Origin of the sequence: Pseudomonas sp. I3-I5 (assembly GCF_022699445.1) — a bacterium.
GTDB classification, from domain to species: Bacteria; Pseudomonadota; Gammaproteobacteria; order Pseudomonadales; family Pseudomonadaceae; genus Aquipseudomonas; species Aquipseudomonas fulva.
The window spans coordinates 3,229,125-3,243,319 of the sequence record NZ_CP093940.1; the positions used below are offsets into that span (position 1 = coordinate 3,229,125).

General features: G+C 62.3%; 13 protein-coding genes. 1 reads left to right on the forward strand and 12 read right to left on the reverse strand.

Annotation, left to right across the window (positions count from 1 at the left end; genetic code table 11):
- From MOP87_RS14330 to acs, 12 genes are all read right to left on the reverse strand, one after another.
- Nucleotides 1-291 (reverse strand): type IIA topoisomerase (DNA gyrase/topo II, topoisomerase IV), A subunit, encoded by a 291-nt coding sequence (locus MOP87_RS14330; RefSeq protein ID WP_023533754.1) that lies wholly within the window; start codon nucleotides 289-291, stop codon nucleotides 1-3.
- A 13-nt stretch (nucleotides 292-304) separates the two neighbouring features.
- The gene (gene astB, locus MOP87_RS14335; protein WP_242809714.1) at nucleotides 305-1,654 is read right to left on the reverse strand and encodes an N-succinylarginine dihydrolase; all 1,350 of its coding nucleotides are present in this window, start codon (nucleotides 1,652-1,654) and stop codon (nucleotides 305-307) included.
- Between the two features lie 20 nt (nucleotides 1,655-1,674).
- Nucleotides 1,675-3,138, reverse strand: a complete 1,464-nt coding sequence (gene astD, locus MOP87_RS14340; protein WP_027915917.1) for a succinylglutamate-semialdehyde dehydrogenase — start codon at nucleotides 3,136-3,138, stop codon at nucleotides 1,675-1,677.
- Nucleotides 3,139-4,167 (reverse strand): arginine N-succinyltransferase, encoded by a 1,029-nt coding sequence (gene astA / locus MOP87_RS14345; RefSeq protein ID WP_023533743.1) that lies wholly within the window; start codon nucleotides 4,165-4,167, stop codon nucleotides 3,139-3,141.
- Between the two features lie 69 nt (nucleotides 4,168-4,236).
- Complete coding sequence (gene aruF, locus MOP87_RS14350; protein ID WP_027915916.1) at nucleotides 4,237-5,256, reverse strand: arginine/ornithine succinyltransferase subunit alpha; 1,020 nt, start codon at nucleotides 5,254-5,256, stop codon at nucleotides 4,237-4,239.
- Nucleotides 5,257-5,385: 129 nt separating this feature from the next.
- Nucleotides 5,386-6,606, reverse strand: coding sequence for an aspartate aminotransferase family protein (locus MOP87_RS14355; RefSeq protein WP_028688027.1), 1,221 nt, complete (start codon nucleotides 6,604-6,606; stop codon nucleotides 5,386-5,388).
- 238 nt (nucleotides 6,607-6,844) lie between these two features.
- Entirely contained in the window at nucleotides 6,845-7,825 is a 981-nt protein-coding gene (gene argR, locus MOP87_RS14360) for a transcriptional regulator ArgR (protein WP_023533814.1), read from the reverse strand.
- Between the two features lie 98 nt (nucleotides 7,826-7,923).
- Nucleotides 7,924-8,688 (reverse strand): ATP-binding cassette domain-containing protein, encoded by a 765-nt coding sequence (locus MOP87_RS14365; RefSeq protein WP_197874272.1) that lies wholly within the window; start codon nucleotides 8,686-8,688, stop codon nucleotides 7,924-7,926.
- A gap of 22 nt (nucleotides 8,689-8,710) precedes the next feature.
- Nucleotides 8,711-9,409, reverse strand: coding sequence for an ABC transporter permease (locus MOP87_RS14370; RefSeq protein WP_023533799.1), 699 nt, complete (start codon nucleotides 9,407-9,409; stop codon nucleotides 8,711-8,713).
- The gene (locus MOP87_RS14375; RefSeq protein ID WP_023533806.1) at nucleotides 9,406-10,095 is read right to left on the reverse strand and encodes an ABC transporter permease; all 690 of its coding nucleotides are present in this window, start codon (nucleotides 10,093-10,095) and stop codon (nucleotides 9,406-9,408) included. The genes MOP87_RS14370 and MOP87_RS14375 overlap by 4 nt, the downstream gene beginning before the upstream one ends.
- Nucleotides 10,096-10,183: 88 nt before the next feature.
- Nucleotides 10,184-10,969, reverse strand: coding sequence for an ABC transporter substrate-binding protein (locus MOP87_RS14380; protein WP_027915913.1), 786 nt, complete (start codon nucleotides 10,967-10,969; stop codon nucleotides 10,184-10,186).
- 557 nt (nucleotides 10,970-11,526) lie between these two features.
- A complete protein-coding gene (gene acs, locus MOP87_RS14385) occupies nucleotides 11,527-13,488 on the reverse strand; it encodes an acetate--CoA ligase (protein ID WP_023533744.1) in 1,962 nt (653 codons plus the stop codon).
- 385 nt (nucleotides 13,489-13,873) lie between these two features.
- On the opposite strand from acs, the gene MOP87_RS14390 reads away from it, so the two are divergent.
- Nucleotides 13,874-14,128, forward strand: a complete 255-nt coding sequence (locus MOP87_RS14390; protein WP_027915912.1) for a DUF2790 domain-containing protein — start codon at nucleotides 13,874-13,876, stop codon at nucleotides 14,126-14,128.
- The last annotated feature ends 67 nt before the right edge of the window (nucleotides 14,129-14,195 follow it).

Here is a 14,195-nt window from a genome sequence, read left to right on the forward strand (position 1 = left end):
TCAGTGATGGTGGCCGCAGTCCGGGCCGTGAACGTGGTCGTCGTCTTCGCCCACGTCGGCCGGCTCCATTTCCAGTTGCAGGCTGACCAGGTTGGTCGCCAGGGGGCGCAGCAGCAGGTTGGCATACTCGGCATCGCCCTCCTCCACATCCACCCCGATCAGCAGTTGGCCACGGCCGTCCTGCTGGATCCATACTTCCTTGCCTTGCCACATCACGGCAAAGCGCGTGCACGAAGTTTCCAGCTGAGTGCCGTCTTCATCTTCCAGGATCAGGCGCAGGGCGTCGGTCATTGCAATTCTCTCTTCAAGGTTGGCGTTGGAACGGGTATACCGAGCCCAACTTGAGTATCTGGGTCAATTCGTCCAGTGCCGTACGGCACTCCTGCAACAACAGAGGATCGGCCAGGTCAGCGTCGACCAGACGGTCGCGGTAGTGCCGATCGACCCACTGCAGCAGTGTCTCGTACAACGGGGCGCTCATGATAACGCCTTGGTTCACCGCCGCCAGTTCCGTTTCGTTCAAGGCCACGCGAAGGCGCAGGCAAGCCGGCCCGCCGCCGTTTTGCATGCTCTGCTTGAGGTCGAACACCTGCACCTCCCGCACCGCCGTGTTCAGGCGGGTAAGCTGCTGCAGATACGCCCAGACCCGCTCATTGTTGCGGCACTCTTCCGGCACCACCAGCAGCATCGACCCATCGTCGCGGCTGAGCAACTGGCTATTGAACAGGTAGGAGCGCACGGCATCTTCTACCGATACGGTGGCACGCGGCACGCAAATGGCCTGCAACTCACCGCCCTTGGCGGCCAGCTTGATGCGAAGCTCGGTGAGCACGGCCTCGGTGTCGAGAAACGCATCCTCATGGTAGAACAGCACCTCCCCATTACCGACCGCGATCACATCGTTGTGAAACACACCTTGATCGATCACAGCGGGGTTCTGCTGAGCATAGACCACCGCGTCGGCGCTGAGCCCGTGCAGGCGGGCCACGGCCTGGGACGCCTCGAGGGTCTGGCGGGCTGGGTACTTCTGCGGAGCGGGGTAACGGTTGTCGAAGGCACTGCGGCCATAGACGAAAAATTCGACCCCAGCCTGCCCATAATCGTGGCAGAACCGCGTGTGGTTCGCGGCGCCCTCATCGCCGAATTGGGCGACGCCCGGCAAGGCGGGATGGTGGCTGAAATGCGCCTCGTCCCTGAACATCGCTGCCAGCACGCGGCTGGTGGTGGGGTGCTCGATACTGCGATGGTATTTGCAGTTGAGGTTGGCGGCAGTGAAGTGCACCCGTCCATCGGCCGTGTCGGCGCTGGGGCTGACTGTCGCGGCGTTGGCCACCCACATGCTCGACGCTGAGCAACTGGCCACCAGCAACGGCATGGCCTCCCGTGCGGCGCGCTGGATCACCTGGGCATCGGTGCCGGCGAAGCCAAGCTGGCGCAGTGCGGCCACATCGGGGCGCTCCTGAGGCGCCAGCACCCCTTGCTGGAAGCCAAGGTCGGCCAGCGCCTTCATCTTCGCCAGCCCCTGGCGCGCCGCTTCGCGCGGGTTGGACCCCTGGTGGCTGTTACTTTGAGAGGCCACGTTGCCGTAGGACAGGCCACCGTAGTTGTGGGTGGGCCCCACCAGGCCGTCAAAATTCACTTCGTATGCTTTCATCGGCAAGGCTCCGACCATCGTTATAGTGTGACGCCCGGCGCCAGGGTTGCCGGCAAGGTCAGGCCGGTGGCCTCCAGCGACGCGACGGGGTAGGCGCAGTAGTCGGCTGCGTAGTAGGCGCTTGCCCGGTGATTGCCACTGGCGCCCACCCCACCGAACGGCGCGCTGCTGGCAGCGCCGGTAAGCTGGCGGTTCCAGTTGACGATGCCTGCGCGGCTGTGGAGCCAGAAATGCTCGTAGCGGGCCTGGGAGTCGCTGAGCAACCCGGCAGCCAGGCCATAGCGGGTGTTGTTGGCTTCGGCAATGGCCGCCTCGAAATCGGGGTAGCGCAGCACCTGCAACAGCGGCCCGAAAAACTCCTCGTCCTTGCGCGGTGCCACGTCCGTGACATCGACGATACCCGGGGTCAGCAAGGCGGCGTCATGCTGCGGCTGCGTCATCTCCAGCAAGCTGACGCCGCCCCCGGCGATCAGCTCGGCCTGGGCGGCCAGCAGCGCGTGCGCCGCCTGCAGAGAAATCACCGAGCCCATGAATGGGGCTGGTTGCTGATCGAAAGCGCCCACGGCCAGGGTGCGGCTCACCTGAACCAGCCGCGCCAGCAACTGATCGCCCCATGGGCCCTGCGGCACCAGCAGTCGGCGCGCGCAGGTGCAGCGCTGGCCGGCCGAAATGAACGCCGACTGAACGATGGTGTAGACCGCAGCGTCGAGGTCCTGGACCTCGTCCACCACCAGCGCATTGTTCCCGCCCATCTCCAGGGCCAGAATCTTGTCGGGGCGGCCGGCGAACTGCTGGTGCAGCAGATGGCCAGTACCACTGGAGCCCGTGAAGAACAAGCCATCGATGCCAGGGTCGGCGGCCAAGGCCACACCCGTGTCACGCCCCCCTTGCACCAGGTTCAACACCCCGGTAGGCAGGCCGGCGGCAATCCAGCAATTGACGGTCAGCTCGGCCACCTTGGGCGTCAGCTCACTGGGCTTGAACACTACGCAGTTGCCAGCCAGCAGCGCCGGGACGATATGCCCGTTCGGCAAATGACCGGGGAAGTTGTAAGGTCCGAATACCGCCACCACGCCATGTGGCTTGTGCCGCAGCACTGCAGTGGCGTCAGCCAGTGGGCCGCTCTTCTCGCCGGTGCGTTCACGGTAGCTCTGCACCGAGATCGCCACCTTGTTGATCATGCTGGTGACTTCGGTAGCCGATTCCCACAAGGGCTTGCCGGTTTCCTCACCAATGCAATAGGCCAGCGCGTCGGCATGCTGTTTTAGCTGCGCGGCAAACTGTTCCAGCACCTCGATGCGCCCCTGCAGGCTCATGTGCGCCCAGGCGGGGAACGCCTGGCGCGCGGCCTGTACGGCAGTCCGCACCTGGCCTGCATCAGCCCCTTGACCTTGCCAGACGGTCGCCTGGCTCACCGGGTTGAGCGATGCCAGGTGCTCGCCGCGCCCTGCTACCCAGTTACCGCCGATGTAATGCGTGGTCATTTACTGGCCCTCCCGGGCGGCCGACAGGGGCACGGCCCGCACGTTGTCGCCTGCACCCATGCGCAGGCGCTTGGCCGTCAGCGGGTCGACCACCAAGGTGCCCGCCGCCAGCCGAGCCGGGGCAGCCGTGATCCGGCAGTCGTCGCGCTTACGGTTGTGGATGATGAAGGGCGTGGCATCCTCACCAGGCGTACCGATGGCCAGTACCAGTGTCTGGCTGTCGCGTACCGCGCGGATGCGGGCCGTGTCGCATTCGATGGCAGGCCCTGCGTCGAAAATGTCCACGTACCCCTGATAGGTGAAGCCTTCCTGCTTGAGCATGGCCAATGCTGGCTCGGTGTCGGCATGCACCCGGCCGATCACGCTGCGCGCCGCTTCGGACAGGAAGCAGGTGTAAAGCGGGAACCTGGGCATCAGCTCGGCGATGAATGACTTGTTGCCCACACCCGTCAGGTAGTCGGCCTGGCTGAACTCCATCTTGAAGAAGTGGCGGCCCAGGCTCTCCCAGAACGGCGAGCGCCCCTGGGCATCGGACATGCCACGCATCTCCGCCATGATCTTCTGACCGAACAGCTCGGGAAACTCGGCGATGAACAACATGCGCGCCCGGGACAACAGCCGACCATTGAGCCCTGAGCGGTAGTCATGGCGCAGGAACAGCGAGCACAGCTCGGAATTGCCGGTCAGGTCGTTGGCCAGGAACAGCGTGGGTATCTCGCGGTAGATCTTTAATTCCTGGGACGCACTGACGGTGAGCCCGACGCGGTAGTTGTACCAAGGCTCGCGCAAGCCTACGGCGCCAGCGATTGCACTGATGCCCACGACCAGCCCTTCGTCGTTTTCCAGCACGAAGAGGTAGTCGGTATCACCGCGCTCGGCTTCACCGCGAAAGCTCTTTTCCGCCCACCCTACGCGATGCTCCAGGCGTTCCTCGTTGGCAGGCAGCGTGGTCAGCCCCGTGGTGCCGGTGCTGCGTGCCAATTCGATCAACGCAGGCAGGTCGCTGCTGCGTACAGGACGAACGATCATGCTATCTCCTTGTGCGGCGGCATCAACCGGCGCGAAACTCTGCTAATCCTGCAAGATGGCGGTCGGCGCTCAGGCCGCGACCAGCCGCACACTGGCACCCTCGCCCACGCCCAGGGCGTCGGCCACCTCCTGGCTCAGGCTGACGGGCTTGCCAGGTACCCAGTCCAATTCCACCAGCACGGCACGGTAATCTTGCAGCTGGCCATTGCAGACCAGGTACGGCCGCGTGCCGCGGGCCGCCACCGGCTCGACTTTCACGGGCGCCACGCGGCTTTGTGCAATCGAACGAATACCGGAGGTACGGGCATGCAGGGTCGGGCCGCCATCGAAGATGTCGATGTAGTGCTCGGTTTCGAAGCCTTCGCGCATGAGGATGTCGAATGTGATCTGCGCCCGCGGGTGCACCTGGCCCATGGCTTCCTGCGCAGCGTCAGGCAGCAACGGCACGTAGATAGGGTAATGGGGCATCAGTTCAGCCAGGAACGTGCGGCTTTTGAGGCCGCACAGGCGCTCGGCATCGGCGTAGCTCAAGTCGAAGAAGTTGCGCCCGATGGCGTCCCAGAAAGGCGACTCGCCCTGCTCGTCGCTGAAGCCTACGATTTCCGTCACAACCGACTCGGCGAACCGCTCGGGGTGCGATGCCATGAACAGCAGGCGACCCCGGGAATTGAGTTCGGCCCACCCACTGCCCACAAGCTCGGGCAGCACGTAGAAGCTGGTCAGCAAACTGTTGCCGGTCAAGTCGTGACACAGCGACAGGACGTGAATCTTGTTGTGGATCTTCAGTTCCCGCGAGGCGTGAACGAAGGTTTCGTTACGAAAACTGTAGAAAGGCTCGGAATAGCCTGCCGAGGCAACGATGGCCGAGCAGCCAGCCAGCTTGCCGGTCTCACTGTCTTCGAGTACGAAGAAGTAGCGTTCCTCGCCGTTGAAGCTCACCTCGGCGGCGAAGGAAGTTTCGGAGGCGGCGATCTTGTCGCCCAGCCGAGCGCTGTCGTCCGGCAACGAGGTGACACCAATGGGGCTGTCCGCAGCCATTCGCTGCACTTCGTTCAGATCAGCCATTTGCGCCGGGCGCATCACCAGCATGGTGTCACTCCTTGGAAAACGCGCTGCCAATGGCGGCGCGTGAAAAAGGCAGGCGCCAGGCGCCTGCGTTGGAATCCGGGCTCACCGGCCGGTGTTGCAACCGGCGCGGCGCCAACCCTGCGAGCCGGCTCAGCCTTGGGTCAAGGTGACCACGGCACGTTCGAAGCGCTGCAGGCCTTCGTCGATGTCGGCATCTTCGACAACCAGGCTAGGGGCAAAACGCACCACGTCAGGCCCTGCCTGCAACACCATGACGCCTTCTTTCTCGGCGGCATTGAGCACGTCCTTGGCCTTGCCCTGCCAGGCCTCGGAAAGCACACAACCGATCAGCAGGCCCACGCCGCGGACATGACTGAACAGCCCATTGTCACGACCGATCTGCTCCAGACGGGCCTTGAATCGCTCGTGCTTGGCCTTGATGCCCGCCAGGGTCTGCGGGGTGTTGATCACATCCAGCACGGCGCAGGCCACCGCGCAGCCCAGCGGGTTGCCCCCGTAAGTCGTACCGTGGGTGCCGACAGCCAGGTGCTTGGCCAGGTCATTGGTAGTGAGCATGGCGCCAATCGGGAAGCCGCCGCCCAGGCTCTTGGCGCTGGTCAGGATGTCGGGCGTCACGCCGTAGTGCTGGTAGGCGTACAGCGACCCGGTACGACCGACACCGGTCTGTACTTCATCGAATATCAGCAAGGCATTGTGCTGGTCGCACAAGGCGCGCGCGCCTTCCAGATAGGCCTTGTCAGCCGGGACCACACCGCTTTCACCCTGGATCGGCTCGATCACGACAGCGCAGGTCTTGTCGGAAATCTGCGCTTTCAACGCTTCCAGGTCGTTGTAGGGCACGTGGCTGATCCCGGTGATTTTGGGCCCGAAACCATCGGAATATTTTGGCTGACCACCCACGCTCACGGTAAACAACGTGCGGCCGTGGAAGCTGTTGAGCGTTGCGATGATCTCGTGCTTTTCAGGGCCGAAGCGATCATGGGCTACGCGGCGGGCCAACTTGAACGCCGCCTCGTTGGATTCGGCGCCGGAATTGCAGAAGAACGCGCGATCGGCAAACGTGGCCTCTACCAGTTTGTGAGCCAGGCGCAGGGCCGGCTCGTTGGTGAAGACGTTGGATACATGCCACAGGGTATTGGCCTGATCGGTCAGTGCCTTGACCAAGGCCGGATGGCAATGACCCAGTGCATTGACGGCGATGCCACCGGCAAAGTCGATCAATTCGCGGCCAGTCTGGTCCCAGACACGGGAGCCCTCGCCTCGCACAGGAATGAAGGCCGCCGGGGAATAGTTGGGGACCATGACCTGATCGAAATCGGCACGTAGCACCGGGGCTTGCTCAACGGACATCTGAGTCTCCTGAAGAGGATCGCTGACCTGAAAGTGGCGAGCGATGGGGGGATTGTAAGGAACGAAGACCGCGTGGCCTTGCGGCCAAGCGACAACTTGTTACAGCGCAAAACCGGCATTCGGGCGGGCTTTCGGCAATGCGACAAACACTGTCGCAATCGCGCAGTGTACGGCAGAGAAGAAGCTGGGTGAACGGGTGTTCACCTAGTTGTGCAGCCCGGCCGCGCTGACACGTCGACTAGCCTTTTTCAGCCGGCGCGGAGCTCAGTTCGAACGGGCTGCTGTTGCGTCGCTGATTGCGGTCTTCACGGGGCGTGGCGCCAAAGAAGTTGCGGTAGGCGCTAGAGAAATGCGGGCCGGAGGAGAAGCCGCACGACAGGCCTATCTGGATGATGGACTTACTGGTCTGCATCAGCATCTGCCGTGCCTTGTTCAGGCGCAGCTCCAGGTAATACTGGCTCGGCACCCGGCTCAGGTACTGTTTGAAGATGCGCTCGAGCTGTCGCCGTGACACGCAGACATGCTGGGCAATTTCATCGGTGGTCAGCGGCTCCTCGATGTTGGCTTCCATCAACAGCACCGCCTGAGTGAGCTTGGGGTGGCTCGAGCCCAGCCGGTTTTGCAGCGGAATGCGCTGGCGCTCACCGCCCTCGCGAATACGCTCGACCACCAGTTCCTCGGACACCGCGCCTGCCAGCTCAGCGCCATGGTCCCGGGCCAGCACTGCCAGCAACAGGTCGGTTACCGCCATGCCGCCGCAGGCCGTCAGGCGATCGCGGTCCCAATCGAACAGGTGGCTGGTGGCGATGACCTTGGGGAACCGTTCGGCAAAATCGTCCTGCCAGCGCCAATGCACGGCCGCGCGATAGCCATCGAGCAGGCCGAGCATGGCCAGTGGATAGACCCCGGCAGACAACCCGCCAATCATGCAGCCGCTTCGGGCCAATTGCTTGAGCGCTGTCGACAGGCCAGCCCCGATGTTGCCCGGCGCTTCATCGGCCATCAGAAACAGCTTGTGGCACCCTTCCAGGCGCCCGTTCCAGGGCTCGCCCGGCATGCGCCAGCTGCCTTCGACCGGGGCTTCGGCCTGCAGGAACAGTGTTTCGTACACCACATCGGGATGGACCCGCTGCGCCACCTGCAGGACTTCTTCGGCCAGCGCCAGGGTCAGTGGCCGGGTGCTGGGCCAGATGAGAAAACCGATTCGCTGGGTGGTCATAGGGTAAGGTCCGAAACCTGAGATCGTTCGATTCGATGCGCCGGGTCAGGCTGCGCGTGACACGCAGCATGCCCTATCGTGGTGCAAAAAAGCAGCTTTTACTTCAGGCTGCCGGACAGGAACTGCTTCAGGCGTTCCGAACGCGGGTTGGCCAGCACCTCGCGTGGGCAGCCGGTCTCCTCGACCAGGCCCTTGTGCAGGAACACCAACTGGTTCGACACCTCGCGGGCAAAGCCCATTTCGTGGGTTACCACCACCATGGTCCGGCCTTCCTGGGCCAATGCCTGCATCACCTTGAGCACATCGCCGACCAGCTCAGGGTCCAGGGCCGAGGTCGGTTCGTCGAACAGCATGACCTCAGGTTCAACGGCCAGCGCCCGTGCAATGGCCACCCGCTGCTGTTCGCCACCGGACATGTGGCCTGGGAAGGCATCCTTGCGGTGAGCGACCCCGACCTTCTCAAGGTAGTGCTCGGCCTTCTCAAGCGCCTCCTTGCGGCTGACCCCCAGCACGTGCACTGGCGCCTCGATGATGTTCTCCAGCGCCGTCATGTGCGACCACAGGTTGAAATGCTGGAACACCATCGCCAGGCGCGAGCGCATGCTTTGCAGCTGGCGCGCATCGGCTGCCTTGAGTGCGCCATCCTTGCCGGGGGTCAGTTTCAGCTCTTCGTTATTGAGCAGTATCTTGCCCGCATGGGGCTGCTCCAGCAGATTGATGCAGCGCAGGAAGGTGGACTTGCCCGAGCCACTGGAGCCGATGATGCTGATGACATCGCCTGCCTTGGCCGCCAGAGAAACACCCTTGAGGACCTCGTGGCTGCCGTAGCGCTTGTGCAGGTCTTGGACTTGGAGTTTGTACATGCTGTCGATTCTCACAGAGCGGTCAGTGCTTGCGCGGCGCCAGGTAGCCGAGCCAGCGGCGTTCGGCCATCTTGAACAGGCGCACCAGGATGAAGGTCAGGCACAGGTAGAACACGCCCGCCGTGATGTAGGCCTCGAAAGGCAGGTAGTACTGAGCATTGACCGTGCGCGCGGCACCTGTGATGTCGATCAGGGTCACGATCGATGCCAGGCTGGTGGTTTGCAGCATCATGATCACTTCATTGCTGTATTGCGGCAGCGCACGGCGCAGCGCAGACGGCAGCAGGATGCGTCGGTACATCTTCATGCGCGACATGCCCATGGCCTTGGCCGCCTCGATCTCGCCGTGGGGCGTGGCCTTGAGGCTGCCGGCAACGATCTCGGCGGTGTAGGCACTGGTGTTGATGGCGAAGGCCAGGCACGCGCAGAAGGTCGCGCTGGACAGCAAGGGCCAGAACACGCTGGCCCGCACGGCTTCGAACTGGGCCAGGCCGTAGTAGATCAGGAACAGCTGCACCAGCATGGGCGTGCCACGAATGACGTAGGTGTACAGCCAGGCCGGCAGGTTGACCCACGGGCGCTTCGACACGCGCATCAAGCCTAGCGGAATGGCCGCCAGCAAGCCGAAGAACAACGAGACCGCCAGCAGCTTGAGGGTGGTGAGCAGGCCGTCGAAATACATCGGCAACGCTTCCCAGACCACGTTGTAGTCGAAGATCATAGTTCGGTCACCTTGACACCCACCGAGTAGCGGCGCTCCAGATACTTCAGCGCCAGCAGCGAGACACTGGTCAGCACCAGGTACAAGGCGGCCACTGCCAGGAAGAAGGTGAAGGGTTCACGGGTGGCATCGGCCGCCTGCTTGGCCTTGAACATCATGTCCTGCAGGCCGACCACCGAAATCAACGCCGTGGCCTTGGTCAGCACCAGCCAGTTGTTGGTAAAGCCTGGAATCGCCAGGCGAATCATTTGCGGCACCTGGATGCGGAAGAACACCTGCCGGGCATTCATGCCGTAGGCGACACCCGCCTCGGCCTGGCCTTTTGGAATGCCCAGGAATGCACCCCGGAACGTTTCCGAGAGGTAGGCGCCGAAAATGAAGCCCAACGTCCCGATACCTGCCAGCAGCGGGTTCAGGTCGATGTAGTCGTCGTAGCCCACCAGCGGCGCCACGCGATTGATGATGTCCTGCCCGCCATAGAAGATCAGCAGGATCAGTACCAGATCCGGTATGCCGCGAATGACCGTGGAATACAGGTCGCCCAGCCAGGCCAGCCAGCGCACCGGCGACAAGCGCAGTGCCACGCCGATCAGGCCGAGCACGATGGCCAGGGCCATCGACGAAAGGGCGAGCTGTAGCGTCAGCCACGCCCCATCGAGGATGACTGCCCCGTAGCCTTTCAACATGTTGAGGTCCTCGACCTAGAGAATGAAAAATGGTGCAAACCTCAGCGCTCCTGCTGTTTGCACCATTGCACAGCGGTTGACGGCTGACTCAGTTCGCGTCTGGGCCGTAGATGTCGAAGTTGAAGTATTTCTTCTCGATCTCTTTGTACTTGCCGTTGGCACGGATGGCATCGATGGCCGCATTGATACGATCGACGTTGGCCTTGTCACCCTTGCGCACGGCAATGCCGACGCCGTCACCGAAGTACTTCACGTCGGTGAAGGCCGGACCGACAAACGCGAAGCCCTTGCCGGCATCGGTCTTGAGGAAGCCATCTTCCAAAAGGGTGGCATCGGCCACGGTGCCGTCCAGGCGGCCAGCCGCCACGTCGAGGTAGATTTCGTTCTGGGTGCCGTAGGGCACCACGGTGGCCCCTTTGGGCGCGAGCACTTCCTTGGCGAAGCGATCGTGGATCGAGCCACGCTGCACGCCAATCTTCTTGCCCTTGAGCTCATCGAGGCTGTCGGTAACCGCGGTACCCTCCTTCATGACCAGACGCGCCGGGGTGAGGTAGTAACGCTTGGTGAAGTCCACCGACTTCTTGCGGTCCTCGGTGATGGACATCGAAGACAGGATGGCGTCGATCTTGCGCACCTTGAGCGCAGGAATCAGGCCGTCGAACTCCTGCTCGACCCAGGTGCACTTGGCTTTCATCTCTTCGCACAGGGCATTGCCGATGTCGTAGTCGAAGCCGGCGATGCTGCCATCGGGCTGCTTGAAAGCGAAGGGAGGGTAAGCCGCTTCGATACCGATTTTCAGCGGTTTTTCATCGGCCTGCGATACCAGGGAAAACACGGACAGCGCCAGGGCGCCAAGCAGTGCGAGCTTCTTCATCAGGTAACTCCATCGGTACGGGGCAATACAAGGCAGGTAACAGCTGCCCGATATGCGAATGGTTACAACGCGAGCCGCGCAGGGTTCGACCAAGGTCGCAGACCACGAGCGAGTGAATGGCATTTTAACGACAGCCCGGTAGTCGAAATTTCTTCAAAGCGACAACTACTTACAGAAGCGCTTGAAACCGCTACGGGCGATGTTGACAGCCAATGCAGAATATGCAAAAGCGCAAGAAATTGAACCCATGAATCTAGCAAATCCTGGGCCTATTATTGGCAAACCCTTGTGGGACGGCAAGTGTAGCGTGATAGACCGGCACACATGACAGCCCAAATGCCCTCAAACAGCGCGAAGTGTTTCCAGGCGCCCCGCTATAGCGCATTGCCGGTGACAGAAAAGTAACCGATCACTGTCGGGTAGCAGATTCAGCCGTCTATTAAAGCAAAAACCCCGCCGGTTCACCCGGCGGGGCCGATGTTGGACGCTGGCGTACTGCCGGCGCGACCCAAATTACCTGGCCATCAAGCTTGGATCTCGGGCCGCGCGCGGTGCCGTCAAGCCGTGGCCAAGCTCATGGCCTTGTGCGTGTCGATCAGGTGCTGCACGACACCTGGGTCTGCCAAGGTCGAGATATCCCCCAGTGCGTCATACTCGGCGGTTGCGATCTTGCGCAGGATGCGGCGCATGATCTTGCCCGAACGGGTCTTTGGCAACCCTGGCGCCCACTGGATCACATCCGGCGAAGCGATCGGGCCGATTTCCTTGCGCACCCAGTTCTTCAGTTCAAGGCGCAGTTGCTCGCTTGGCTCGACGCCGGCATTGAGGGTGACGTAGACGTAGATACCCTGGCCCTTGATGTCGTGCGGCACGCCCACCACCGCGGCCTCGGCCACCTTCGCATGCGCCACCATGGCACTTTCGATCTCGGCGGTGCCCATGCGGTGGCCCGAGACGTTCAGCACGTCATCCACGCGACCGGTGATCCAGTAGTAGCCGTCCTCGTCGCGGCGCGCGCCGTCACCGGTGAAGTACATGCCCCGGAAGGTCTTGAAGTAGGTATCGACGAACCGGTCGTGGTCACCGTACAGCGAGCGCGACTGGCCTGGCCATGAATCGAGGATCACCAGGTTGCCCTCGGTCGCGCCTTCGATCAGGTTGCCCAGGTTGTCCACCAGGGCCGGCACCACGCCAAAGAACGGGCGCGTGGCCGAGCCTGGCTTGAGCGCCGTCGCCCCTGGCAACGGGCTGATGAGGATGCCGCCGGTTTCGGTCTGCCACCAGGTGTCGACGACCGGGCAACGCTCCTTGCCCACGGTCTTGTAGTACCAGTTCCAGGCTTCGGGGTTGATCGGCTCGCCCACAGAGCCCAGCAGGCGCAGGCTGGAACCGTCGGCACCGTCCACCGCCGCCTGCCCTTCGGCCATCATGGCGCGGATGGCGGTGGGTGCGGTGTAGAGGATGTTGACTTTGTGCTTGTCGACGATCTTGGACACGCGGGTGATGTCCGGGTAGTTCGGCACACCTTCGAACAACACGGTGGTGGCACCGTTGGCGAGCGGGCCGTAGACGATGTAGCTGTGGCCCGTGACCCAACCGACGTCGGCGGTGCACCAGTACACCTCGCCCGGGCGGTAGTCGAACACGCGCTCATGGGTCAGCGCCGCGTACACCAGGTAGCCACCGGTGGTGTGCAGCACGCCCTTGGGCTTGCCGGTCGAGCCGGAGGTATAGAGGATGAACAGGGCTTCCTCAGCCCCCATTTCCTTCGGCGCGCAATGGCTGGAGGCCACTTTCATCAGGTCTTCGTACCAGATGTCGCGGTGCTGGTGCCAGGCGATGTCGCCGCCGGTGCGCTTGCAGACGATGATCTTCTGCACGCTGCTGGTTTCAGGGTTGGTCAGCGCCAGGTCGACGTTGGCCTTGAGCGGTGTACGGCGACCGCCGCGCACGCCTTCGTCCGCCGTGATCACCACCTTGGACTTGCAATCGATGATGCGCCCTGCCAGGGCCTCGGGCGAGAACCCACCGAATACGACTGAATGGATTGCACCGATACGGGCGCAGGCCAGCATGGCGACCACAGCCTCTGGGATCATCGGCATGTAGATGGTGACCACATCGCCGCGGTGCACGTCCTGCCCACGCAAGGCGTTGGCGAACTTGCACACCTGCTCATGCAGTTCGCGGTAGGTGATGTTGCGGTGTTCGGAGGGGTCGTCGCCTTCCCAAATGATGGCCAGTTGATCGCCACGCTCTTCCAGATGGCGGTCCAGGCAGTTGGAGGAAACGTTCAGAGTGCCGTCGGCAAACCATTTGATGTCCACATGGTGGTCATCGAAGGAGGTCTGCTTGACCTTGGTGAAGGGCTTGATCCAGTCAATGCGCTGGGCCTGCTCACGCCAGAAGCCGTCCGGGTTGATCACCGACTGCTGGTACATGGCCTTGTAGGTGGCCTCGTCTGTCAGGGTAGTGGCCGCGATCTCGGGACGAACGGGATACAGTGGAGCCGCACTCATCGTGTTTACCTCGGTGTAATAGTTGTTTTTGTATGGGACCGATGTAACTGTACCAGAGCGATAACCGCCATTCGACGTTGGTAGTAATTTGCCAGTCGATCAGGTCGCAACCGCTCAGGCGCGGGCATTTTGCTGCCTGCCAGGTTAAAGGCCTCGCAGATTGTTACCAATTTCACCAACAGACTTTATCAAAAGCCCCACTGTTTCAGCCTGGGCCACAGTTCTAGAATTGATCTCGCCAGCAACGGCAAGAAGATTGACAACCTGTAACCGCCCCCACGAAGGCAACTGTCAATTTTCTGCAAACGTGATCAATACCTTGACGGTTGTCGTAGTGCCTGACGCACTGCGCGCACCCTGACGACTTTAAACAGGCAGATTAAACATGAAAGCTTTAATGGTAGTACTGCTGGGCAGTCTGTGCGGGACGGCCATGGCCGACGAAGCCCAGGCCGCCGAACAGGCACCGGTTGAACAGTACAGTTACTCGCAACACCTGGACATCGACCACGTCATTTCCATGAGTGAAATCCCCAATGTCTGCGGCGTAGTGCCTGCTCGCATGACCTACGCCGACTCGCAAGGCCATACCCACGTGCTGGAATACCGCGTGATGGGCAATGGCTGCTCAAACGGCTGACAGCGCGGCGACCAAGGGGGCCGAATGACCCCCTTCGCGGCCGTCTGCACACAAGTAACACTCAAAA

Excerpts from the sequence above, each read along its gene's own strand:
- MOP87_RS14330 (WP_023533754.1), bottom strand. The coding sequence starts at position 291 with ATGACCGACGCCCTGCGCCTGATCCTGGAAGATGAAGACGGCACTCAG.
- astB (WP_242809714.1), bottom strand. The coding sequence starts at position 1,654 with ATGAAAGCATACGAAGTGAATTTTGACGGCCTGGTGGGGCCCACCCAC.
- astD (WP_027915917.1), bottom strand. The coding sequence starts at position 3,138 with ATGACCACGCATTACATCGGCGGTAACTGGGTAGCAGGGCGCGGCGAG.
- astA (WP_023533743.1), bottom strand. The coding sequence starts at position 4,167 with ATGATCGTTCGTCCTGTACGCAGCAGCGACCTGCCTGCGTTGATCGAA.
- aruF (WP_027915916.1), bottom strand. The coding sequence starts at position 5,256 with ATGCTGGTGATGCGCCCGGCGCAAATGGCTGATCTGAACGAAGTGCAG.
- MOP87_RS14355 (WP_028688027.1), bottom strand. The coding sequence starts at position 6,606 with ATGTCCGTTGAGCAAGCCCCGGTGCTACGTGCCGATTTCGATCAGGTC.
- argR (WP_023533814.1), bottom strand. The coding sequence starts at position 7,825 with ATGACCACCCAGCGAATCGGTTTTCTCATCTGGCCCAGCACCCGGCCA.
- MOP87_RS14365 (WP_197874272.1), bottom strand. The coding sequence starts at position 8,688 with ATGTACAAACTCCAAGTCCAAGACCTGCACAAGCGCTACGGCAGCCAC.
- MOP87_RS14370 (WP_023533799.1), bottom strand. The coding sequence starts at position 9,409 with ATGATCTTCGACTACAACGTGGTCTGGGAAGCGTTGCCGATGTATTTC.
- MOP87_RS14375 (WP_023533806.1), bottom strand. The coding sequence starts at position 10,095 with ATGTTGAAAGGCTACGGGGCAGTCATCCTCGATGGGGCGTGGCTGACG.
- MOP87_RS14380 (WP_027915913.1), bottom strand. The coding sequence starts at position 10,969 with ATGAAGAAGCTCGCACTGCTTGGCGCCCTGGCGCTGTCCGTGTTTTCC.
- acs (WP_023533744.1), bottom strand. The coding sequence starts at position 13,488 with ATGAGTGCGGCTCCACTGTATCCCGTTCGTCCCGAGATCGCGGCCACT.
- MOP87_RS14390 (WP_027915912.1), top strand. The coding sequence starts at position 13,874 with ATGAAAGCTTTAATGGTAGTACTGCTGGGCAGTCTGTGCGGGACGGCC.